Source organism: Kribbella sp. NPDC056951 (assembly GCF_042674205.1).
Classification (GTDB): Bacteria; Actinomycetota; Actinomycetes; order Propionibacteriales; family Kribbellaceae; genus Kribbella; species Kribbella yunnanensis.
On the sequence record NZ_JBHUQZ010000019.1, the window covers coordinates 85,820 to 106,635 of the forward strand.

At 67.0% G+C, this 20,816-nt stretch carries 19 protein-coding genes; 7 read left to right on the forward strand and 12 right to left on the reverse strand.

The features are described 5' to 3' along the window. Positions 1-959 precede the first annotated feature (959 nt). From ACFTSF_RS39980 to ACFTSF_RS39995, 4 genes are all read right to left on the reverse strand, one after another. Positions 960-1,928, reverse strand: a complete 969-nt coding sequence (locus ACFTSF_RS39980; RefSeq protein ID WP_344156742.1) for a CAP domain-containing protein — start codon at positions 1,926-1,928, stop codon at positions 960-962. 180 nt (positions 1,929-2,108) lie between these two features. Beyond that, positions 2,109-2,903, reverse strand: a complete 795-nt coding sequence (locus tag ACFTSF_RS39985) for a CAP domain-containing protein (protein ID WP_380160636.1) — start codon at positions 2,901-2,903, stop codon at positions 2,109-2,111. Between the two features lie 81 nt (positions 2,904-2,984). After that, positions 2,985-3,644 carry a GNAT family N-acetyltransferase gene (locus tag ACFTSF_RS39990; RefSeq protein WP_132404878.1) on the reverse strand — a complete coding sequence of 220 codons (660 nt, stop codon included), beginning with the start codon at positions 3,642-3,644 and terminating at the stop codon, positions 2,985-2,987. 78 nt (positions 3,645-3,722) lie between these two features. Further along, a complete protein-coding gene (locus ACFTSF_RS39995; RefSeq protein WP_380160638.1) occupies positions 3,723-4,853 on the reverse strand; it encodes a GNAT family N-acetyltransferase in 1,131 nt (376 codons plus the stop codon). 79 nt (positions 4,854-4,932) lie between these two features. On the opposite strand from ACFTSF_RS39995, the gene ACFTSF_RS40000 reads away from it, so the two are divergent. Continuing rightward, complete coding sequence (locus tag ACFTSF_RS40000; RefSeq protein WP_380160640.1) at positions 4,933-5,745, forward strand: DeoR/GlpR family DNA-binding transcription regulator; 813 nt, start codon at positions 4,933-4,935, stop codon at positions 5,743-5,745. 432 nt (positions 5,746-6,177) lie between these two features. Here the strand turns inward: ACFTSF_RS40000 and ACFTSF_RS40005 are convergent, their stop codons facing one another. The 4 genes from ACFTSF_RS40005 to galT form a co-directional block, all read right to left on the reverse strand. Beyond that, positions 6,178-6,579, reverse strand: a complete 402-nt coding sequence (locus tag ACFTSF_RS40005) for a pentapeptide repeat-containing protein (RefSeq protein WP_380160642.1) — start codon at positions 6,577-6,579, stop codon at positions 6,178-6,180. Between the two features lie 295 nt (positions 6,580-6,874). Continuing rightward, a complete protein-coding gene (locus ACFTSF_RS40010) occupies positions 6,875-7,675 on the reverse strand; it encodes a M23 family metallopeptidase (RefSeq protein ID WP_380160644.1) in 801 nt (266 codons plus the stop codon). A gap of 114 nt (positions 7,676-7,789) precedes the next feature. After that, positions 7,790-8,917 carry a galactokinase gene (galK, locus tag ACFTSF_RS40015; protein ID WP_380160645.1) on the reverse strand — a complete coding sequence of 376 codons (1,128 nt, stop codon included), beginning with the start codon at positions 8,915-8,917 and terminating at the stop codon, positions 7,790-7,792. Beyond that, positions 8,914-9,963, reverse strand: a complete 1,050-nt coding sequence (gene galT, locus ACFTSF_RS40020) for a galactose-1-phosphate uridylyltransferase (RefSeq protein WP_380160646.1) — start codon at positions 9,961-9,963, stop codon at positions 8,914-8,916. Before galT ends, galK begins: the two co-directional genes overlap by 4 nt. Before the next feature lie 132 nt (positions 9,964-10,095). Here galT and ACFTSF_RS40025 point away from each other — a divergent pair, with 132 nt between their 5' ends. Then, positions 10,096-11,424 carry a hemolysin family protein gene (locus ACFTSF_RS40025; protein WP_380160648.1) on the forward strand — a complete coding sequence of 443 codons (1,329 nt, stop codon included), beginning with the start codon at positions 10,096-10,098 and terminating at the stop codon, positions 11,422-11,424. Here ACFTSF_RS40025 and ACFTSF_RS40030 read toward each other — a convergent pair. The 4 genes from ACFTSF_RS40030 to ACFTSF_RS40045 all read right to left on the reverse strand — a co-directional run bounded on the left by ACFTSF_RS40030 (position 11,366) and on the right by ACFTSF_RS40045 (position 15,124). Continuing rightward, positions 11,366-12,628: an MFS transporter gene (locus ACFTSF_RS40030; RefSeq protein ID WP_380160650.1), complete on the reverse strand. Its 1,263-nt coding sequence runs from the start codon at positions 12,626-12,628 to the stop codon at positions 11,366-11,368. The genes ACFTSF_RS40025 and ACFTSF_RS40030 overlap by 59 nt on opposite strands. Continuing rightward, complete coding sequence (locus tag ACFTSF_RS40035) at positions 12,625-13,212, reverse strand: ArsR/SmtB family transcription factor (protein WP_380160652.1); 588 nt, start codon at positions 13,210-13,212, stop codon at positions 12,625-12,627. The genes ACFTSF_RS40030 and ACFTSF_RS40035 overlap by 4 nt, the downstream gene beginning before the upstream one ends. Before the next feature lie 313 nt (positions 13,213-13,525). Next, positions 13,526-14,056, reverse strand: coding sequence for a dienelactone hydrolase family protein (locus ACFTSF_RS40040; protein ID WP_380160654.1), 531 nt, complete (start codon positions 14,054-14,056; stop codon positions 13,526-13,528). Between the two features lie 78 nt (positions 14,057-14,134). After that, complete coding sequence (locus ACFTSF_RS40045) at positions 14,135-15,124, reverse strand: N-acetylglucosamine kinase (RefSeq protein WP_380160656.1); 990 nt, start codon at positions 15,122-15,124, stop codon at positions 14,135-14,137. Between the two features lie 255 nt (positions 15,125-15,379). On the opposite strand from ACFTSF_RS40045, the gene ACFTSF_RS40050 reads away from it, so the two are divergent. The 5 genes from ACFTSF_RS40050 to ACFTSF_RS40070 all read left to right on the forward strand — a co-directional run bounded on the left by ACFTSF_RS40050 (position 15,380) and on the right by ACFTSF_RS40070 (position 20,814). Then, a complete protein-coding gene (locus ACFTSF_RS40050) occupies positions 15,380-16,168 on the forward strand; it encodes an SIS domain-containing protein (RefSeq protein ID WP_344156783.1) in 789 nt (262 codons plus the stop codon). 23 nt (positions 16,169-16,191) lie between these two features. Continuing rightward, positions 16,192-17,610 (forward strand): N-acetylglucosamine/diacetylchitobiose ABC transporter substrate-binding protein, encoded by a 1,419-nt coding sequence (ngcE, locus tag ACFTSF_RS40055; RefSeq protein ID WP_344156786.1) that lies wholly within the window; start codon positions 16,192-16,194, stop codon positions 17,608-17,610. 89 nt (positions 17,611-17,699) lie between these two features. After that, on the forward strand, positions 17,700-18,611 hold the full coding sequence (locus tag ACFTSF_RS40060; protein WP_344156789.1) for a sugar ABC transporter permease: 912 nt from the start codon (positions 17,700-17,702) through the stop codon (positions 18,609-18,611). Between the two features lie 10 nt (positions 18,612-18,621). Further along, positions 18,622-19,518, forward strand: a complete 897-nt coding sequence (locus tag ACFTSF_RS40065) for a carbohydrate ABC transporter permease (protein WP_380160659.1) — start codon at positions 18,622-18,624, stop codon at positions 19,516-19,518. A 63-nt stretch (positions 19,519-19,581) separates the two neighbouring features. After that, positions 19,582-20,814 carry a peptidoglycan-binding protein gene (locus ACFTSF_RS40070; RefSeq protein WP_380160661.1) on the forward strand — a complete coding sequence of 411 codons (1,233 nt, stop codon included), beginning with the start codon at positions 19,582-19,584 and terminating at the stop codon, positions 20,812-20,814. Positions 20,815-20,816: the final 2 nt, after the last annotated feature.

The window sequence follows — 20,816 nt, forward strand, 5'->3', positions numbered from 1 at the left end:
GGCGGTGGGTGTGGCGTCGAGTCGGCTGGGGGTGGGCTGGGTCAGGGGAGTTGCGCTCGGTGTCGACTCGGTCCGGGGGGACCCGAGGGAGGCGGATTCGCTCCAGGTGGAGGCGGTGGGTGTGGCGTCGAGTCGGCTGGGGGTGGGCTGGGTTAGGGGAGTTGCGCTCGGTGTCGACTCGGTCCGGGGGGACCCGAGGGAGGCGGACTCGCTCCAGGTGGAAGCGGTTTGCGCGGGGTTGGCGGTTGGGCGCTCGGGGGGTGTGGTGGCCCAGGCGCCTAGACCTGCGAGGTCCTCGGCCGGCGTCGATTGGCGGGATCGACGGGTCGGGGCGGGCTCGGGGGCCGGTGCCGGCGTGGGGGCGGCGGACTGGGTGACCCAGCCGCGTGAGCTTGTGCTGTCCGCTGCACTCGTCCCGAGCGGCTCGGTGCCGGCACCAGAACGCGTGGGACCGGCGAAGGCGTCATCACTCCCGAGCCGGCTCGTGCCGCCGAACGCGTCCCCACCGCGAGGTGCGTACTGCGGGGTGGAGTCGGTGCGGGTGCGGGCCTCCAGGTGGGCTTGGGTGTCGGCCCAGGCTTGGCTGTCGGTGCGGGGCTGGGCGTTGGCCCAGAAGGGGGACTCGCCGCCTCGCGGGGCGTAGCGGGGTGGTTCGGGTGGGGGCGTGGGTGCCGGTTCCGGGGCGTTCGGCCGGGAGCCCCGGGCACGCGTCGCCTTCCTGCGTGGTTTCTGCCGGCCACTGCCGGAATCGGACGACATTATGTCGTTGTTCCCTTCACTGTCTCGCCCCCAAGACGTGCCTCATCAGTCGTCGCGTCCGGCTCGGTAGAGCGTGGACGGTGCGACAAGGACGGATCTACCCGCCGTGACCGGCCGGAAATCTGCCGGACGTTGTGGCATTCGAACAACGTCTTCGCCACTGTCGGTGCCTTCGACACAATGACAACCTGTACGACGGCCTAGCTGCGGCCGAAGTCCTGCACCCAGCTTCCGGGGCCCCAGTCGGACTTGACGCGTCCGGGGTCGTAGCCGACGCCGAGCAGGTTGAACTTGCAGTTCAGGATGTTCGCCCGGTGGCCTTCGCTCTTCATCCAGGCAGCGACCACCTTCTGTGCGGTCGGGTATCCGGCCGCGATGTTCTCGCCCCAGCTGCCACCGTCGTACCCGGCGGCGCGCATCCGGTCGCCCGGGTCCTGGCCTTCGGGGTTGGTGTGGTCCATGTAGTGCCGGCGGACCATGTCGGAGGCGTGCCGGCCGGCTGCCTCGACGAGGGCGCTGTTCAGCCGCAGCGGGCCGCAGCCGTTCTGCTGGCGGACCTGGTTGGTCAGCTCGAGCACCTCGCGCTCCTGCGCGTTGGTCCCACCACCGTCGTTCGTGGGCGGCGGCTCAGGCGTGTTGCTCGGCGGCTTGCTGGTCGTGGTCTTCGTCGGGGTCGGCCGGGGCGGCGGCTTCGGCTTACCCGGCTTCCCTTCGGTCGTCCGCGGCTTGCCCGGGGTGACGGTGACCGTGGTGACGCCGGTGGTCGGCGCGGTCGGCGTCGTCAGCGTGTTCGACGGTGTACCGGTCGGGGTGACTCCCGGCGTACCGGTGGTGCCCGGCGTCGAGGTCGTCGACGTGCCGTTCGCACCGGCGCCGATGACGGCGGTGGTGACCTTGCCGTTGGCCAGCGTCTTGGTGACGGTCTTCAGCGGGACGCTGTGCGCGCCGTCGACGAGTGAAGCACCGGAGTCGTCCCGGGTGTCCTCGGAGACGTTCAGAACCTTGGTCGCGTCGCTGACGGTCGAGTTGTCCCGCGACATCAGATAGATCACCGGGCCGATGGCAACGAGCACCGACAATGCGCTGACGATCGGGCCGACCAGGCCGCGTTTGTTCTTCTGCGCGCGTCGGGTACCGCGGTGCCGCCGGGGGGTTGGCGCATCCGTCATGGGTGGGCGAATCCTCTTCGTGTGCGTCGTGCCGAGTACTGCGTCGTTCCCCTCGGTCCTTCCAGGTCCCCCCTGGTTACCGAACAGCGACCTTAACCGATACGCCGGGTCACCGTTACAGTTCCGCGACCCGCCTTAACCATCTCTGAAGATTCACAGCACACTCCCCGAAGGTTGCGGTCAGCCACCGAAGTCCTGGACCCAGGATCCCTTGCCCCATTCGGGTTTCACCTGTCCCGAGGAGTAACCGACACCGAGCATTGTGTAGTCACAGTTCAGGATGTTGGCCCGGTGTCCCGGGCTGTTCATCCAGCCCTTAACGACCGCCGCCGGACTGGTGTAACCGACAGCGATGTTCTCGGCCATCGCGCCGCCCTGGAAGCCGGCGGCCTTCATCCGGGCGAACGGCGTCCGCCCGTCCTGGCTGTTGTGCGCGAAGTAGTGGTTGACCACCATGTCCGACGCATGCGCCTCGGCGGCCTTCGCCAACGCGCTGTTCGTCCGCAGTGCACCGCATCCGTTCTTCTTCCGCTCGGCGTTGGTCAACGTGAGCACCTGAGCCTCGGGACTACCGGAGGCGATCGTCGTGGTCGACTTCGTCGGCTTCGACGCCCGCGGGGTCGCGGTGTGGCTCGGCGTAGTGGTCGGCTTCCGCGTGCCTTCGCGACTCGGCGCCGTACTCGACCGGGTCGGTGTCGGCTTGACCGTTTTCGCGGGAGTCGGCGTGGGGGTGACAGACGCCGTACGGCGTGGTGTCGCGGACGGACTGGTCGGCCGGATCGGGGTCGGAGTGACCGATGCGTCATCGACCGGCGTGGAGACCGCAGTCAGCGGCTCCTCCTGGCCCGTCACCTTCTGACCGTCCACATCCCGCAGTACGAACCACCCGATCCCTGTGAGCACGACCAGCGCGGACAGGGAAGCGAGCAGTGGACCGGCCACACGGGAACGCCGCGACCGTCGGGGGTTCGTCATGGTGAGCAGCCTTGCCCACCCGATCGTTGCCTGACTCCTCCGGAGACCGGCCTTAACGGATGTCTGACAATCAGAACTGGTCTAGCAGCGTGCCGTGACCACGTCGGCAATGACCTTCCAGCCCAGGCTGCGATACAGCCGGAGACCGTCGATCGACGCGATCAGGATGCCGCGCTTGGCGCCCTGGGCCGCGGCGGTCTCGACCAGCGAGGCCATCACCGCACTGCCGAGTCCGCGCCGCCGGTGCGCCGGGTCGGTCTCGATCCGGTCCGCGACGGCATCCGGCCCTACGACCGCCATCCGGCCGCTCGACACGACCCCGCCGTGCAACGTGGCACGGGTGATGATCAGGTCGTCCTCGAGCTCGGTGTGCAGCGCGTACCGCTCGTGCAGCTTGAGGGCAGGCTGCTCCGACAACTGGATCGTCATCAACCAGTCCTGGTCGCGCTGCACCTCCAGACCGAGGTCCTCGAGCTGCTCGATCCGGGCTTCCTTGTCGTCGGTCGCCAGGGTGATCCAGCCGGCCCCGCGACCACCGGGCGCGGCCAAGGCCAGCTCGGCGGCTCGCTCGACCCGCTCGGGTTTGTCGTCCGCGTCCAGGACGACGTACTCCATGGCGCGGTTCTCCTCACCCGCGCGGACGGTCAATATGCCGTCCAGATCATCCTCAACCGTCGTCCAGCCCCTCGAGACGGACCACCCGGCCTGCCAGCGGCGGACGAGCTCCTCACGATCTCTCACCAGTCGATTCAACCAGCCGAATGCCGAGACGGCGAGGGGAACGGTGTCGCATGACACAAACTCGCCGTCCCGAACCGGTCACGGACGGGGGTCGGTGGGCAGCAGATCGAAGATGTAGTCGTCGTCCCAGCGCCCGTCCCGGCCGGGTGCCCCGGCGCGCCCGATGCCGACCTTGTTGAAGCCGTTGGCCTCGGCAACATGGGCGGACGCGGTGTTCTCGACCGCGGCGAGCAGGGTCAGCCGACGGCGTCCGAGACCACCCTTCTCGATCGGTGTGAAGGCGTGTTCGATCACCAGCCGGACCGCGTTCGTCATCACGTTCTTGCCGCGGCCAGATGGGTGCATCCAGTACCCGATCTCGCCGGGTCGCGTGTTCAGCCGGTCGTTCATGCCGAAGATGCTGACGTTGCCGATCAGCTCGTCGGTGCCCGGATCCGCGATCACCCACGACACGCCTTCACCCGAAGCCCGTGCTTCGTTCCGGCTCTCGATGAACCCTTCCGCGTGGTGCAACTCGTACGGCGACGGGAGGCCCGCCAGCCAGTACTGCGTCCGCTCGTCGCTGCAGGCTTCCTGGACCCGCTTGGCGTCATCGGGCCGAGGCGCCCGCATGCGGAACGTGCCACCGCCGAACTCCGGTACCGTCCACCAGTTGCCCTGCGGCTCCAGTTCGTCATCGCGGCCGACGGTTGCCACCCATTCGTCGTACCGGACGCCACGCGCCTGGGCAGCACCCGGTACGACGACCAGTCCGCGGAACCCGGCCTTCCAGGCGACCCGGCGTGAACCCCAGTTGCCGACGTGAGCCCGCCAGATCACCCGGTCCCAGTTCAGGTCGTCGAAGACGTGTCGCACGACCAGCTTGACCGCACGCGTCATCGCGCCCGCGCCGCGTGCCCACGGAGCGATCGCGAAACCGATCTCGCCGACACCACCGGAGATGTCGTGCAGGCTGATCGTCCCGGCGAACCGCCCGTCCACGTCGATCGCCCAGTGCCGCGAGCCGTTCTCGTCGCGCCAGCCATTAGGGACCAGTTCGGTGAGGAAGGAGACGGCGTCGGCGTGCGAGTACGGCACCGGAATCGTGGTCCAGCGCTGCATGACCGGGTCCTGGCACATCTCGTAGACCGCGTCGGCGTCAGCAGGCGTGTGCGCACGCAAAGTGATCGAATCGGCGGTCAGCACGGGCACGTCGTCGGGGAATCGCATGCTTCAGGGTGACAAGCTGCCACCGCCGCGGCAACGTCATTTCCCTGACAGCGCGCCGAACTCCGTTTAGTCTTGGCACGTGAATGCAGCCGGAGCGGAGCCGCAACGCGGCCGGGGTGGACAGCTGGCCGCGCAACGACAGGCCACAATCGTTGCCGAGGTCAACAGTCGCGGCGCGATCACGGTCGCCGAACTGGTCGAACGCTTCGGCGTGTCGGACATGACGATCCGGCGCGACCTGGACGCCCTCGACTCCAGCGGCCTCCTCCACAAGGTCCACGGCGGCGCGACCTCAGTCGGCCTCCGCAGCGCCCACGAGCCCGGGTTCGACGCCAAACTCACCCAGGAGTCCGCCGCCAAACAAGCCATCGCCGCCGAAGCAGCCGGCCGCGTCCAACCCGACAGCGCCATCGGCATCGGCGCCGGTACGACGACCTACGCGCTCGCCCGGCAGTTGCTCCGCGTCGAGAACTTGACGGTTGTCACGAACTCGGCCCGCATCGCCGACGTCTTCCACGGCAACTCGCGCTCCGACCGAACCGTCGTACTGATCGGCGGCATCCGCACACCATCGGACGCTTTGGTCGGCCCGATCGCCACCGCCGCCCTAGGCTCCCTCCACCTAGACCTACTCTTCCTCGGCGCCCACGGCGTAGACGCCGAACACGGCCTCAGCACCCCGAACCTGATGGAAGCCGAAACCAACCGCTCCTTCATCGCCGCCAGCCGCGAAGTCGTCGTAGTAGCCGACCACACCAAGTGGGGCACCGTAGGCCTCAGCACCTTCGCCACCTGGGCCGACCTGGACGTCATAGTCACCGACGGCGGTCTGTCGGCCGGCGCCCGCAAAGCCATGCGAGACACAGGCTGCGAACTAGTAATCACCTCCTGACCGAACCCGCATCCCCGTCCAACCGCGGTTGAAGAGGCGGTCGCTGGCGGTCCACCCCTCGCTCCGAGCACGCGCGCTCCTACGTCGCGTGCTCCGCTCGTGCGCCCCACCCACCCCTCCCACGCGGCTACCGCCGCTTCCTGCGAGAACACTTCCGCCGACCGCACATTCGCAACCGCCGCCGCTAAGCCCGCTCCTGCGTCGCGTGCACGCGGCTTGCTGAACTGGATGGCGTGGAGACTGCGACCCGGCATCGACCTGCGGATTCGGGCAATCGCGTTGCGGGGCAAACGGGTTGATCCTCAGCCGCAGGCGGACCGCCCCCACTCATCAACCCCCTTGCATCGGCGAGCTCCACGCTTGGAGCCACTCGAAAACCGCAGTTGATGAGTGGCGCACGTCCGCGCCACCCACACATTGCGTCCGTTCGATTCAGGGACGGGCGATCCGAATCCCGAGGTCGGCCACCAATGCCGCGGTCAAGTCGGCCAACTGATCTGCCGTCAAGGTGACGCCGCGCAGCGAGCCGACACCTCGGACCGTCGCCAGCGAATTACCCCGCAGGTCGGACCCCCGCAGATCGCAATGATCCAGTTCCAGCCCCGACAATCGGCAGCCGTCGATGACAGCCTTGTCCCACCGACAGCCAACCAGGCTTGTTTCGCGCATCGAGCAGTTCACGAACCCCAGTGCACCGGCCGTCCGCACCGTGTCGAACGTCGCGTAGTCGAGCCTGCAATCCTCGAAGATCACGTTCTCGCAGGCAACTCCACTCAGCGACTGCTCTCCCGAGACATCTGGCGGATCTACTTGTGCCTTGTCCAGTTGTTCCACGAAGGACGGTTGCCCCCACGTACACAACGATGGGCGTGTCTTAAAGCGGCGCGCGCCAAACCCACGCAATCCGGTTCAGCAAGCCGCGTGCACGCGACGTAGGAGCGGGCTTAGCGGCGGCGGTTGCGAATGTGCGGTCGGCGGAAGTGTTCTCGCAGGGAAGCGGCGGTAGCCGCGTGGGAGGGGCGCACGAGCGGAGCACGCGACGTAGGAGTGGGCGTGCTCGGAGCGAGGGCTAGGCGCGCGCGAGTGTGCCCGCAGCGAGGGGGGATCGCTGCGGGCTGGGTGAGGGCTGTTAGGAGTGCGCCTTCAGGATGTATTGCGGGCCGAAGAGTTTTTCGGCTTGTTTGGGGCCGATGTTGCCGTCGGCGGCTGGGGTGCCGGGTTTGCACTTGTCGATTTGGATCTGCCACTTGGTGGCTTCGTTCTTGGTGTTGATGTCGTAGTTGCCGCTGACGGCGAGGGTGCGGCCGCTGACCAGTTTGATGTGGTTCAGGACGAATTGCAGGCGCTTCACGCTGTCGGACTGTTTGACGCCGAACTTGAGCTTGTCCAGGAAGACATCGCCGCCGGCGAACGGGTTTCGCTCGGCTGGTTTGCCGGTGTAGACCTGGTCGGGCGGGAAGATGCAGATCTCGTTGGCTGCGGTGCCCTTCTTGGGGGCTTTTTCGTTCGCGCCGATGTTGATCAGGTAGTCGTAGCGGCTGTTGGCTGTGCGGTGGCCCCACATGGCTGCCAGGTGCAGGTGGGGGCCGGTGGCGTTGCCTGAGGAGCCGGACTTGCCGAGCGGGTCGCCGGCTTTGACCTGTTCGCCCTTCTTCACCTGCAATCCGGGTGACAGGTGCTGGTACAGGACGCTGGCCTTCTTGCCGGCGTGCCTGATGCCCAGCAGGACCCAGTTCGAATCTGCGCCCTGGACGCCCGGTTGCGGTTTGTTCGTCACGCCGTCGTTGCAGGCCAGGACGATACCGTCCTGGACCGCGAAGACCGTCGTACCGGTCGCCACCGGGTAGTCGAAGGCGGCGTGCTTACCGCCGCTGGAATAACGCCAACCGGTTCCTACCTTGAGTTTTCCGGCAGGCAAAGGCAGCGCCATCGCCCCCACCCCACTTCCCCCAAATTGTACTTTCCCCTTAAGGGAAAAGTACGCCTGGAGGCAAGGGCTGCACAGTCCTCAAAGGCAGTTCTGCACCTTGGGGCAGGAGGTCAATCAGTTGATTCTCGACGCACCGTCAGAAGGCGTTGCGGCGAGTGCACTAGGGGCCGTGAAACCCTTCTCAGCAAAGGCTTTCTCGATGGCGGACAGTACGGCGTCGGCCTCATCGGAAGCGGTCAGCGCGATGATGCAACCGCCGAAACCACCACCGGTCATCCGGGCTCCAACAGCACCTGCGGCGAGTGCGGTGTCGACGGCGACGTCGAGTTCCGGAACGGTGATCTCGAAGTCGTCGCGCAGCGATGCATGCGAGGCGTTGAACAGCGGTCCGACGTCACGCAGTCGGCCGGCCTTCATCAACGCGATCGCGTCCTCGGTCCGCTTGATCTCCGTCACCACGTGCCGAACCCGGCGACGATCCACTTCGTCGTCGAGCTTCGCCAGCGCAGCATCCAGCTCATCAACAGAAACCGAACGCAGAGCCGGTACGCCGAGTTGGGCCGCCGCGCGTTCGCAGCTCTGCCGACGTGCGGCGTACTCACCATCGGCGTGCCGATGCGGCGCCTTCACGTCGACCACGAGCAGCGTCAGCCCGTCAGCCGAAGGGTCGAACGGGATCTGGTCCAACGAGCCGGAGCGGATGTCGAACGCCAGCGCGTGCCCGGCCGTGCAGCACATCGAGGCGGTCTGATCCATCAGGCCGACCGGCGCACCGACGTACTGGTTCTCGGCGCGCTGCGCGAGTCGCGCAACCTCGGCCGGCTCGACCTCGACCTCGGCCAGACCCAGCAAAGCAACAAACGTGGCACACAGCAGTGCCGCCGACGACGACAGGCCCGCGCCGGTCGGGACGTCGGAATCGAAGAGCAGGTTCGCGCCGCCGATCGGGTAGCCCGACTCGCGCAGGATCCAGGCCGCGCCGGCCGGGTACGCCGCCCAGCCGTCGACGGAGTGCGGCGCCAGCTCGTCAATTGCGAACTCGATGACCGCATCGTGCCCGACGGATGACACCGCGATCCGGCCGTCAGCTCGCGCCGAAGCGTGCACCACGACCTCGACCGGCAGGGCGATCGGGAGGACGACACCGTCGTTGTAGTCGGTGTGTTCGCCGATCAGGTTGACCCGTCCGGGAGCACGCCAGGAACCGTCCGGCGCAGTACCGAAGATATCCGCGAAGCTCACGAGCTGGTCACCTTCCGAAGAGTCTCGGCCACGTCTTCCGGACGGGTGTCGCTGATGAAAGCGCCCATCCCGGATTCCGAACCGGCCAGGTACTTGATCTTGTCGGCCGCCCGTCGGATGGACAGCACTTCCAGGTGAAGGTAGCCGAGTTCGCGGTCGATCCGGACCGGGGCCTGGTGCCAGGCGGCGATGTAGGGCAACGGATCGCCGTACAGGCTGTCGAAACGGTTCAGTACGTCGAGGTAGAGCTGGGCGAAGTCGTCGCGCTCACCGATCGACAGGTCGTCGATCCCGGCCACCTGGCGGTGCGGGTAGAGGTGCACCTCGACCGGCCAGCGGGCGGCCTCGGGGACGAACGCCGTCCAGTTGCCGTTCTCGGCGACGACCCGGGTGCCTTCCTTGCGCTCGGCGGCCAGGACGTCGGCGAACAGGTTGCTACCGGCAACTTCCTGGTGCTCGCGGGCGCGGGCCATCAGGGTCCGGATCCGCGGCGGGAGGAACGGGTAGCCGTAGATCTGGCCGTGCGGATGGCTGAGCGTGACGCCGATCTCGCGGCCGCGGTTCTCGAACGGGAAGACGTACTCGATGTCGTCGCGGGCGCTGAGGTCGGCGTTCCGGTCGGCCCAGGCGTCCACGACCAGCCGCGCCTGACCCTGGGAGAGCTGGGTGAACGAGCTGTTGTGGTCGCTGGTGAAGCACAGCACCTCGGTCCGGCCGGGACCGGCGAACGACGGGAACCGGTTCTCGAAGACGGCCACGTTGTAGTCGTGGTCCGGGATCTCGGTCGGGTTGCCGGGCTTGCTGGCGCACAGCGGGCACTGGTCGGCCGGCGGCAGGTAGGTGCGGGTGTTGCGGTGCGTCGCGTAGGTGATCACGTCACCGGTCAGCGGGTCGGTCCGTAGGTCGACCTGCGGCTGCGGAGCGGGCAGGCCACGGGTGTCCTCGAGCGGAACCCGGGCCGGCGTGTCGGCCGGGTCGTAGTAGATCAGCTCTCGGCCGTCGGACAGGTGGGTGTCCGTCCGGCGCGCACCACGGGGTGTCTTCACGCTAATCATCGTAAACCAACAAACTCGAACATGCATCGTGGTGCGTCCCACCGGTACGCTGAGGAGATGGACGACCACGCCCAACGCCCGCCCTCTCGACATACGACGAGAGGGCTTTAGGACCTCCCCGACATGAACGAAACGCTCCTCAATATCGTTTTGATCCTGGTCTTCGTGCTGATCGGTGGGGTGTTCGCCGCCGCCGAGATGGCACTGGTCTCCCTGCGCGAGTCGCAGGTGAAGGCACTCGCCCACCGCGGTAAGCGGGGCGAAACGGTGGCCCGGGTGGCCGCCAACCCGAACCGGTTCCTGTCCGCCGTACAGATCGGCGTGACCCTGATGGGCTTCCTGTCCGCCGCCTTCGGTGGCGCGACGCTGGCCGACGCCTTGTCGCCGCACCTGGTGGACCTCGGGCTGCCCGAGGGCGTGGCCGGGACGGTCGCGCTGGTCCTGATCACGGTGCTCATCTCGTATGTCTCGATCGTGATCGGTGAGCTCGCGGCCAAGCGGCTCGCCCTGCAGCGGGCCGAGACGTTCGCGCTCGGCCTCGCCCCGCTGGTGGACCGGATCGCCTCCGGCGCCCGCCCGGTGATCTGGCTGCTCTCGAAGTCCACCGACCTCGTGGTCCGCGCGCTCGGCGGTGATCCGAACGCGAACCGCGAGGTGATGACCGACGAGGAGCTGCGCGATGTCATCTCCGCGCACGAGTCGCTCGGCGAGGAGGAGCGGCGGATCGTCGACGACGTGTTCGAGGCGGGCAGCCGGCAACTGCGGGAGCTGATGCTGCCCCGGACCGAGGTCGACTTCGTGGACGCGGAGATGCCGGCGTACAAGGCGGTCAAGTTCGCCGCCGAGCGCCCGCACTCGCGGTACCCGGTGATGAACGGCTCGGCCGACGACATCGTCGGGTTCGTGCACGTCCGGGACCTGTTCGACCCGGCGGTGGCGTCGCGTTCGGTCCGGGTCGGCGACCTGGCGCGTGAGGTGCTGATGCTGCCGGACACCGCCAAGCTGCTGCCGACGCTGACCGAGATGCGCCGCCGCAGCACCCACCTCGCGATCGTGCTGGACGAGTACGGCGGTACGGCGGGCATCGTCACGCTCGAGGATCTCGTCGAGGAGCTGATCGGCGACATCAAGGACGAGTACGACGAGGAGTCCACCGAGACCACGCGGTTCCGCAGCGGCGACATGGAGGTCGACGGGCTGTTGAACCTGGACGACTTCGCCGACGAGACCGGTCTTGAGCTGCCAGACGGGCCTTACGAAACCGTCGGTGGATTCCTCGCCGCCCAGCTCGGCAAGGTGCCTGCGGTCGGTGAGGAGGCCCAGGTCGACCACCACACGCTCACCGTGACCGAGATGGACGGTCGCCGGGTCGCGCGGGTCCGGGTGCACCGGGTCAGACCGGCAGGGGAGCAGCCGGTTCCGGACGAGGCTCCAGCACCCGTCGGCGACTGAGGATTACCGCGCCACCGACGACGTACCCGAGGCCCTGGAAGACCAGGAGCGGGATGATGCCGACCACCTCGCCGAGCAGGCCGGCGGCGGCGATACCGAGCAGGACGGTCACGCCTTCGGCGGCCATGATGGCGCCGAAGATGCGGCCGCGGGTGCCGTCGGTGGTCAGGCGCTGGAGGGTGGTCATCATGCCGGCGATCGCGAAGGCGCCGGGCAGGCCGACGACGATCATGCAGGCGAAAGCTGGGATCAGGCTGTCCCAGAAGAGTGGGTAGCAGAACAGCGTGAGGTCGATCAGGCCGAAGAGGAGCGCGCCCACTCCCCACATGGTTGCCGCAGGCAACCGTGAGCCGACGGCGGCGGCGACCAGACCGCCGACGATGCCGCCGATTGCTTGTGAGGACACGATCAAGCCGTAGGCCTTGCCGTCGCCGCCTAGTTCGGTGGAGACGAAGGGTGCGAAGAGGGTGCTCATCACGCCTTCGCCGAGCCCGGTCACCAGGCAGAACACGAACAGCAGTCGCATGCCGGATCCGCTGACGCAGAGCTTCAAGCCCTCGGTCCACTCTGTCTTCAGCCGGCGGATCGCGCCGCCGGCGGCCTCGGTGATCTCGCGGATCCGTTCGGTCCGATGCCGTACGGCGGCGAGTAGGGCGATCGCGATGAGGAAGGTGACCGCATCGGCGATCGCGAGCAGTGTCAGACCGCCGGTCGCGGCGAGGACACCGCCGATCGCGGCGCCGATCAACCGGGACAGGTCGCGGATCTGACTGTTCAATGCGTTGGCGGTGACGAGTTGCTTCGAGTCCACGAGAAGCGGGATCAGCGACTGCTCGGCCGGTTGGAAGAACTGTTGCAAACACGCTTGGGCGAGCACTACGCCGTACACGATCCAGATGGTGCCGGCGCCGCGAACCGCTAGCAGGGGAAGGAGAACTGCGGCGTTCAGGAGGTTCGCCACGATCATCGTTTTGCGCTGATCCCAGCGGTCGACGAAGACGCCGGCGAGCGAGCCGAGCAGGACGGTCGGGGCGAACGACGCCAGGAGTAGACCGCCCGAGGCGAGTGTTGATCCGGTCAGTACGTAGATCTGGAAGGCGAGGCCGGTGCGGAGTAGCCAGTCGCCGGTCATGGAGATCAGGCCGGCGCTGAGCACCAGCCGGTAGTCGCGCTGCCGCGCGAGGACGCCCCACAGGTCCTTCATTCCGTCTCCTCCGGGTCCACGGTGACGATCTGGGTGATGGAGACATAGCGGCTGCCGACCGGGCGGGTCGACTGATCGTCGATCGGGCGTTCCTCGACGTACCGCTCGACGAGGCTGTTGATCTGCTGGACGAGCTCGGCCAGCTCGTCACCGGTCAGGTAGATGCCGCTGCGGCCGATCCCGGCGTGATCGCGCCAGATCGGCTCCTCGTCGTTGCGTTGCTGCTGCCACTGAGCCAGCGACTCCAACGCTCGCTCAGCCAACAACTGCTCCAGTACGTCGGCCGCCGCCGCCCCCTCGGGAGTTCGGGCAGCATCCCGCCACGACTGCGAAGTCGACACCAACCGCCACGGCCGCTCGCGGTTGTCCTTCCCCGGCGCCGGCTCCACGAAGTCGTACTTCGCCAACTGCCGCAGATGATGCGAAGCCAGCGCCTGACTGATCCCCAACCGCCGAGCCGCATCAGCCGCCGTCATCGGCCCTTCCCGCCCCAGCAAGCTCTGCAGATCCAGCCGCACCGGATGCGCCATCGCCCGAATAGCCAACGGATCATCCAGCAACCGAGTCCGCTTCTCCAAAGACATGCTTGGAATATCCGCCGTACCCGACCCCCATGTCAAGCCATTGCTTGGAATACCCCACCTTGAGCACCGCTCAACCGTCGTACGAGCCGAAAGGTGGTTGGTGCGCGCTCCAAGTGGCGCCGACTGGTTGACCCGTGCCCAAAGGTGGGTCGGCTGCTCCTTGTGCACCGATCAGCACCTTGAGCACCGCCCAACCATCGTGCGGGCGGCAGAGCGGTTGGTGGGCGCTCAAGGTGCCGCTCGCCTACCACGTTGAGCACGGTTCAGTCGCGCGTGTGGGCGGATCGTGGTTGAGGGGTGCTCAAGGTGGGGGTCAGCCGGTGTGGTCTCGGATCCATTCGAGGGCTGGTTCGGACTGGGTGAGGATCGTGGTGTGGTCGAGGTGGGGGTGGAGGTCGAGGGTGGGGAGGGCCAGGCGGGTGGCTAGCCAGCGGCTGTTGGCGGGTGGGACGACTGTGTCGTTTAGGCCGTGACACAGGAGGACGGGACCGTCGACTGCGGTGAGGACGAACTCGGCGGGGAGGGTGCTGGCGAAGGTGACTACGGCTTCGACGCGGTCGCCGAGGAGGGCGGCGGTGCGGAGGGCTAAAGCGCCGCCTTCGGCGTGGCCCATCAGGGCGAAGCCTTCTACGCAGGCTGCGTCGACGACTGCGGCCAGGTCGGCGGCGGTGGTGGACGCGAGGTCGCAGGAGATCCAGCGGATGCCGAGCCACTCGCCGGCCTCGTACAGGTCGTCGGTCGGGACGCCGAGCGTGACGACGGCCAGGCGGCCGTCGTCGCAGGGCGCGCTGTCGTAGACGTGCAGCGCGCGGCCGTCCGTCAGCCGGAGGTCGGTCTCGAACATGTCACTCACCTTAAGAAGAGGAAGCTGCCCAGGTGAGCGATACGTCGGAGCCGACCCTTTCGGCTCGACAGGTTGTCCCTAACTGACCAAGCGGGTGTGGTTCGCCTCGTTCGCCAATGCGGGGTCGAGGGCGCCGAGGGCCAGCCAGGTGGCGCCGCTGACACCGTCGCGGGCGGTCAGGATCTCGCCTTCGAACTGCTCGTGAAAGGCCTCCCGGAGCAGGCGTCCGACCGGAGATTGTTCACCGGCGACACTGCCCGCGAGGATCAACGGGGTCGTGTCCTTCGTTGTCCTGATCCGGCCGACCGTCTCAATGAGCAGGTCGGCTGCGCGTTTCACCAAGGCGTGCGCGGTCTTGTCGCCTTGCTCGTACGACGAGACCACCGTGCGGGCCAGTTCGGCCAGCAGTACCGGTGGACGGTTGTTCACCACCCGAATCACGTCGTTACGCACGATTTCGTACCCATCACGCTGCGCAAAGATCGCCGAATCGTGGCCCGGCAGCAAAGCCTGCAGGACCGATTCGCCGAGCAGCCCGAGCGGCTCCTCCAGATCGAACGCGAGCAACACACTGCGAACGGCTTCGCGGCCCAGCCAGAAGCCGGAACCCTCGTCGCCGAGCAGCCAACCGTGCCCGCCGGCGGTCCGGACCAGTCGGTGGTCCACGACGAGCCCGGCATTGCTTCCCGTGCCCGAAATCAGCACGTGTCCGTCCGGTTCCGGCGTACCGGATGCGAAAGCGACCTCCAGATCGCCGAGGAACTGGGCCTCGGTGGCCAGTCCGGCACCTGACCAGGCCGCGTCGAACTGGGCCTTCACCTCCGGTACGGCGAGGGCCGAGCCGCCCGCGGCCCCGATCACGGCGGCCCCGACGCGGGCCGGGTCGAGCCCGGTCAGGGCGGTGTGAAGGGCCTGTCCGAAGTTGGCCGCGGCCGTCGTCGGGTGGCTGGTGGGGTTTCCGCCGGCAGCGGCCCCTCGGCCGACTACGTTGCCCTCAGGGTCGGCGATCACGATCCGGGTCGAGGTGCCACCGAGGTCACCGCCCAGGACCAGTGTCGAGGCTGGCATCAAGACCACTGAGTCCGCAGGTTCCGGCAGCGGGCGTTCAACCGACATACGCAATGCTCCAAACTGCTCGAAAGAGGCCTCAATGAACATCCATGGACAAGGTCACACAACGGTCCCGATCTGGGGGTCGTAGCGAGATGAGCCTTGACTTTAGCTGCCACTTGAGAAAAGTTCTGTCCAGCAAACCGCAAACTTGCGCAGTTGTCGGCATCAAGAGTGTCGCGATGAACAGATTGTTGAGGGGTGGGCCGGAAGATGGCCAGCAGTGACCAGGGCGGACCAGGGGAGAGCACCGCAGTGAGCGCGCAGAGTTTTGTTCACGCGCTGACTCCGATCCTCGCCGCCGTGACCGAGCAGATCGACGGCCCGATCCAGCAGGCGGCCGAACTGTTCGTCACCTCATTGCGCGCGAACGGCGTCATCCAGGCCTTCGGCTCCGGACACTCCGAAGCACTCGCGATGGAGATCGCCGGCCGCGCCGGCGGCCTGATCGCCACCAACCGGATCGCGCTGCGGGACCTCGTCCTGCTCGGCGGTGAACCGGCCGAGCTGCTGCGCAGTGCCGAGCTCGAGCGCGACCCGTCGTACAGCCGCAAGCTCTACGAACTGTCCGCCGCCCGCGAAGGCGACGTGTTCGTCATCGCCTCCAACTCCGGCGTGAACGGCTCGATCGTCGAACTCGCCAACGTGGTCAAGGAAAACGGCCACCCGCTGATCGCAATCACCTCGCTGCAGCACACCGCCGGAGTGGACTCGCGCCACCCGTCCGGCAAGAAACTCATCGACTTCGCGGACGTCGTCCTGGACAACCAGGCTCCGTACGGCGACTCCGTGCTGGACCTGCCCGGGGGTGGCAAGGTCTGTGCCGTGTCTTCGATCACGGCGGCGCTGATCGCGCAAATGCTGGTCGCAGAGGTTCTGCGCCGGCTCACGGCGGCGGGTGAGACCCCTCCGGTCTACCTGTCCGCAAACATCCCGGGCGGCGACGAGCACAACAACGCCCTCGAAGCACAGTACGCCGGCCGGATCCGGCGTACTGCCTGAAACACTCTCGGAAGGCGGGACCCATGACCACTCCCAACCCTCTGTCGCGGCGGCTGTTCCTGCAGCGCGCGGCGGTCGGCACCCTGCTGGCCACTGGCGGCAGCACGCTGCTGGCAGCATGTGCCAGCGGTGGTGGCGACGAAAACACTGGCGGCGGCGGCGCCAGCAAGACGGCGGAGAACCCCTTCGGCGTCAAGGCCGAGGACCCGCTCGACGTCGTCATCTTCAAGGGCGGCTACGGCGACGACTACGCGAAGTTCCACGAGTCGCTGTACAAGGAGAAGTTCGCCGCTTCGGCGATCAAGCACACCGGCACCACCGAGATCACGCCGCAGCTGCAGCCGCGCTTCAACGGCGGTAACCCGCCGGACGTGATCGACAACTCCGGCGCCAAGCTGCTGCCGGTCTCGACCCTGGCCAGCACCAACCAGCTCGCCGACCTGACCCCGCTGTTCGACGCGGCGTCGATCGACGACCCGAACATCAAGGTCAAGGACTCCGTCGAGCCGATCACCCTCGAGGCGGCCGAGCTCAACGGCAAGCCGCTGATCCTGAACTACGTCCTGACGGTCTACGGACTCTGGTACAACAAGGCGCTGTTCGAGAAGAACGGCTGGCAGCCGGCCAAGACCTGGGCCGAGTTCCTCACCCTGTGCGACACGATCCAGAAGGCCGGCATCGCGCCGCTGGCCCACCAGGGCAAGTACCCGTACTACATCGGTCAGGTCCTGCTGGACATGGCCGTCAAGCACGGTGGTGTCGAGGTCATCAAGGCCATCGACAGCCTGCAGCCGAACGCCTGGATGCACCCGTCGATCAAGGCTGCGGCCGAGGCGCTGCTCGAGCTGAAGAAGAAGGGCTACATCCTCAAGGGCACCGAGGGCCTGGACCACATCCAGTCCCAGACCGCCTGGAACCAGGGCAAGGCGGCCTTCATCCCGTCCGGTTCGTGGCTCGAGAACGAGCAGAAGCCGGTCGCGCCGAAGGACTTCCTCACCACGGTCACCTACACGCCGCTGCTCGACGGCGCCAAGCTCCCGGTCGACTGCACCGAGATCGCGGCCGGCGAGGGCTTCATCGTGCCGGAGAAGGCGAAGAACCGGGCCGGTGGCCTGGAGTACCTGCGCCTGATGCTGTCGAAGAAGGGCGCCGGCAAGTTCACCGAGCTGACCGGTTCGCCGACCGTCGTCAAGGGCGCCGCCGAGGGCCTGAAGCTGTCCCCGGGCGCCGAGTCGTCCAGCGCGCTGATCAAGTCCGGTGGCGAGAACAACTGGTCGACGTACTTCGCGACCTGGTACGCGCCGATGAACGACCCGCTGTACGCGATCGTCGGCGAGCTGGTGGCCGACCGGATCACGTCCGACGAGTTCCAGAAGCGGGCCCAGAAGCTGGCCGACGACACGGCCAAGGACCCGAAGACCGTCAAGCGCACCCGGAGCTGATGCTCCACCCCCGCCAGCAGTTGGCGTGAGCCCGTGGGGCATCCTCAAAGCAGAGGATGCCCCATCGGCTCGTAACACCAAGGAGAAAGATGCGGCACGGCAGCTACCGCTTCGTCGCGAGTTTCCTCGCGATCCCGCTCGCGTTGTACCTGATCTTCGTGATCTCGCCCTTCGGGCAGGCCTTCTACTACTCGTTGACGAACTGGACGGGCATCTCCCCGAAGTTCGACTTCGTCGGCCTGGACAACTTCAAGACCCTCGCGCACGACGCGACCTTCCGCACCGCGCTCGGTCACAACATCATCCTGCTGATCCTGATCCCGGTGATCGTGATCTTCCTGGCCCTGCTGTTCGCCTACCTGCTGAACGTCGGCGGCCGGTCGAACAGCGCCGGCGTCCAGGGTGTTCGCGGCAACGGCTTCTACAAGCTGGCGTTCTTCCTGCCGCAGGTGCTGTCGGTCCCGGTCATCGCGGTGATCTGGTCGGTGGTGATGACGTCCACCGACAACGGCCTGGCCAACACCGTCACCAAGAAGCTCGGACTCGGTACGTCGCAGTACCTGGCCAGCCCGGACATCGCCCTGTACTGCGTGATGTGGGTACTGATCTGGGGCAGCGTCGGGTTCTACCTGGTGATGTTCAACGCCGCCATGTCGGGCATCCCGAAGGACATCTTCGAGGCCGCGATCATCGACGGCGCGACCCGGTTCACGACGTTCTTCCGGATCACGCTGCCGCTGCTGTGGGACACCATCCAGACCGCCTGGGTCTACCTGGCCATCCTGGCCCTGGACGCCTACGCGCTGGTCGCCGTGATGACCGCCGGACCGGGCGGGCCGGACAACTCCACCCAGGTGATGGCACTGCAGATCGCCGACAACGGCTTCAAGTTCGGCCGCTCCGGCTACGCCTCGGCGATGGGCGTCGTGCTGTTCTTCCTGACCTTGCTGATCGCCGCCGTCATGCTCCGGGCCACGCGCCGCGAGCGGATCGAATACTGAGGGCCGTCTCATGACTGTGAACATCGACGTCAAGGGCGAGACCGCCGACGCACCCGCACCGATCCAGCCGGCCGGACCCAACGACCGCTCCTTCAGCCCCGTGAACGTGTTCTCGCACACGGTGCTGATCGGCTGGAGCGTCCTGGTCGTGGTCCCGTTCGTCTGGTCGCTGATCGCCTCGCTGAAGAGCACCGGCGAGATCTTCGGCGACAGCCCGTGGGCACTACCCAAGAAGCTGCTCTGGGGCAACTTCTCCAAGGCCTGGGAGAAGGGCGTCGGCGACTACCTCGGCAACAGCATCGTGGTCGTCGTCTTCGGCGTCCTCGGCACCATGCTGTTCGGCTCGATGGTGGCCTACGTCCTGGCCCGCTACGAGTTCCCCGGCAACCGCTTCATCTACTACCTGTTCGCGGCCGGGATGATGTTCCCGACGTTCCTCGCGATCGTCCCGCTGTTCTTCGTCGTCCAGAACTTCGGCATGATCTCGACGTACCAGGGCCTGATCCTGGTCTACATCGCGTACTCACTCCCGTTCACCGTGTTCTTCATGCACGCCTTCTTCCGAACCCTGCCCACCTCGATCGCCGAGGCGGCTCTGGTCGACGGCGCCGGCCACGCGACCACGTTCTTCCGCGTGATGCTCCCGATGGCCAAGCCCGGCCTGATCAGCGTCGGCATCTTCAACGTGCTCGGCCAGTGGAACCAGTTCGTGCTCCCGTCCTTCCTGTCCCCGGAGAAGCCGGTCCTGTCCCAGGGCATCGCGACCCTCCTGGGCAGCCAGCGCTACGAGAACGACTGGGGCACCCTGTTCGCCGCCCTGACCATCGCCATGGTCCCGGTAGTGGTCGTCTACCTGATCTTCTACCGCCAGGTCCAGGCCGGCCTCACCGGAGCGACCCTGAAGTAGTCCTGAGATCCCCGTGAAACGGTCAGGCACCACGCTGGGTGCCTGACCGAAACGGGGGTTCTGGTGGACTACGAACACGACGTACAAGCCCAGCCAGCACCCGCGGCCCGCCGTCCCGACGGCCCTGGGCCCGACCACCCGATGCTCGATCTCCAACGCAAGGCCGGCAACCGCGCGGTCGGCACCTTGGAGAACGACGCCGGCCGCCCAGGTCACCGGCCGAACCTGGGCCTGGGTGACAAAGGCCCCGCGGTGATGGTCCTGCAGCAGTTGATGAGTAGCCAAGGCGTCCCGCTACCCATCAACGGCAACTTCGACCCCACCACCGAAGCAGCCGTAGTCGCCTACCAAATGCGCCGCCCCGAACTCGGCGCCGCCACCGGCGGCGTGGGCGCAGGCACCTGGGCGGCACTCGATGCAGGCGTCACCCAGGCCCCGGTGGGCGTCGAACCCGCTGCGACCCAGACGGCTGCAGAGACGCCGCTGACCGATCCCGGCGCACCCGCCACGCGGCCGTCAACCATCAATCCACCCGGCGTAACCACCACGTCCAGCACAGTGGTCCAGGTCGAGACACGCTGGGTGGAGGACGCCGTCGGAACGTGGCCAGGCTGGGCGCGCGCACCCGTGATCGCGTTGCCGAGGTTCATCCTCCGGGTCTTGGCACAGAGTCCTCTGGGCCTGCAGGTGCAGGCGGTCGCACTGGCGTACGAGATGGTCAAGTCGGGTGAGTGGGAGGCTCTGAAGGCCGCCGACAAGTCGCCGATCATGACCTGGGCGGTGAGATGTGAGGTGAACACGACGATCGGGGGCATCGTCGACATCCTGGCTCCGGAGATCACGGACCTCGCGCGCCGGCACCTCGCCGACCTTCCGCATGCCCGGGACAGTCTCGAGCACTACCTGGCCGGAACTGGCGCGCCGAAGCGGTACTCGATGCAGGACTTCCATGACCAGTCGAAGTTTTCGTCGTTCGTGCACGACTACACACCGCTGAGCGGCGAGCCCTATGTGACCAGCTATGAAACCGAAGGCGTTGGGTTCGACTGGCAATACACCTTCGGCGGGATCGACTACCTCTCACTGCAGTTGGTCGACAAGAGCGATCCGGCCCGGGCAAAGGTGCGAGTGACCCTCAACGATCCGTACCAGTGGCACCCGGACGATCTGACGCGGGTGACGATGCCGGTGCACCTGGCGCTGGAGGTGATGAAGCAGTACGGCGCCAAGGAGTTCATGCAGTACGACGACGGCAAGTTGGTGGTGACCGACCTGTCGGACCGGATAAAGCACTAGTC

Bases quoted from the DNA above. Each gene is read 5' to 3' on its own strand.
- ACFTSF_RS40045 (WP_380160656.1), bottom strand. From the start codon at position 15,124: ATGCCAGCCTCGACACTGGTCCTGGGCGGTGACCTCGGTGGCACCTCG.
- ACFTSF_RS40025 (WP_380160648.1), top strand. From the start codon at position 10,096: ATGAACGAAACGCTCCTCAATATCGTTTTGATCCTGGTCTTCGTGCTG.
- ACFTSF_RS39995 (WP_380160638.1), bottom strand. From the start codon at position 4,853: ATGCGATTCCCCGACGACGTGCCCGTGCTGACCGCCGATTCGATCACT.
- ACFTSF_RS40040 (WP_380160654.1), bottom strand. From the start codon at position 14,056: ATGTTCGAGACCGACCTCCGGCTGACGGACGGCCGCGCGCTGCACGTC.
- ACFTSF_RS40050 (WP_344156783.1), top strand. From the start codon at position 15,380: ATGGCCAGCAGTGACCAGGGCGGACCAGGGGAGAGCACCGCAGTGAGC.
- ACFTSF_RS40010 (WP_380160644.1), bottom strand. From the start codon at position 7,675: ATGGCGCTGCCTTTGCCTGCCGGAAAACTCAAGGTAGGAACCGGTTGG.
- ACFTSF_RS40030 (WP_380160650.1), bottom strand. From the start codon at position 12,628: ATGAAGGACCTGTGGGGCGTCCTCGCGCGGCAGCGCGACTACCGGCTG.
- ACFTSF_RS40035 (WP_380160652.1), bottom strand. From the start codon at position 13,212: ATGTCTTTGGAGAAGCGGACTCGGTTGCTGGATGATCCGTTGGCTATT.
- ACFTSF_RS40065 (WP_380160659.1), top strand. From the start codon at position 18,622: ATGACTGTGAACATCGACGTCAAGGGCGAGACCGCCGACGCACCCGCA.
- ACFTSF_RS39980 (WP_344156742.1), bottom strand. From the start codon at position 1,928: ATGACGGATGCGCCAACCCCCCGGCGGCACCGCGGTACCCGACGCGCG.
- ngcE (WP_344156786.1), top strand. From the start codon at position 16,192: ATGACCACTCCCAACCCTCTGTCGCGGCGGCTGTTCCTGCAGCGCGCG.
- ACFTSF_RS39985 (WP_380160636.1), bottom strand. From the start codon at position 2,903: ATGACGAACCCCCGACGGTCGCGGCGTTCCCGTGTGGCCGGTCCACTG.
- ACFTSF_RS40060 (WP_344156789.1), top strand. From the start codon at position 17,700: ATGCGGCACGGCAGCTACCGCTTCGTCGCGAGTTTCCTCGCGATCCCG.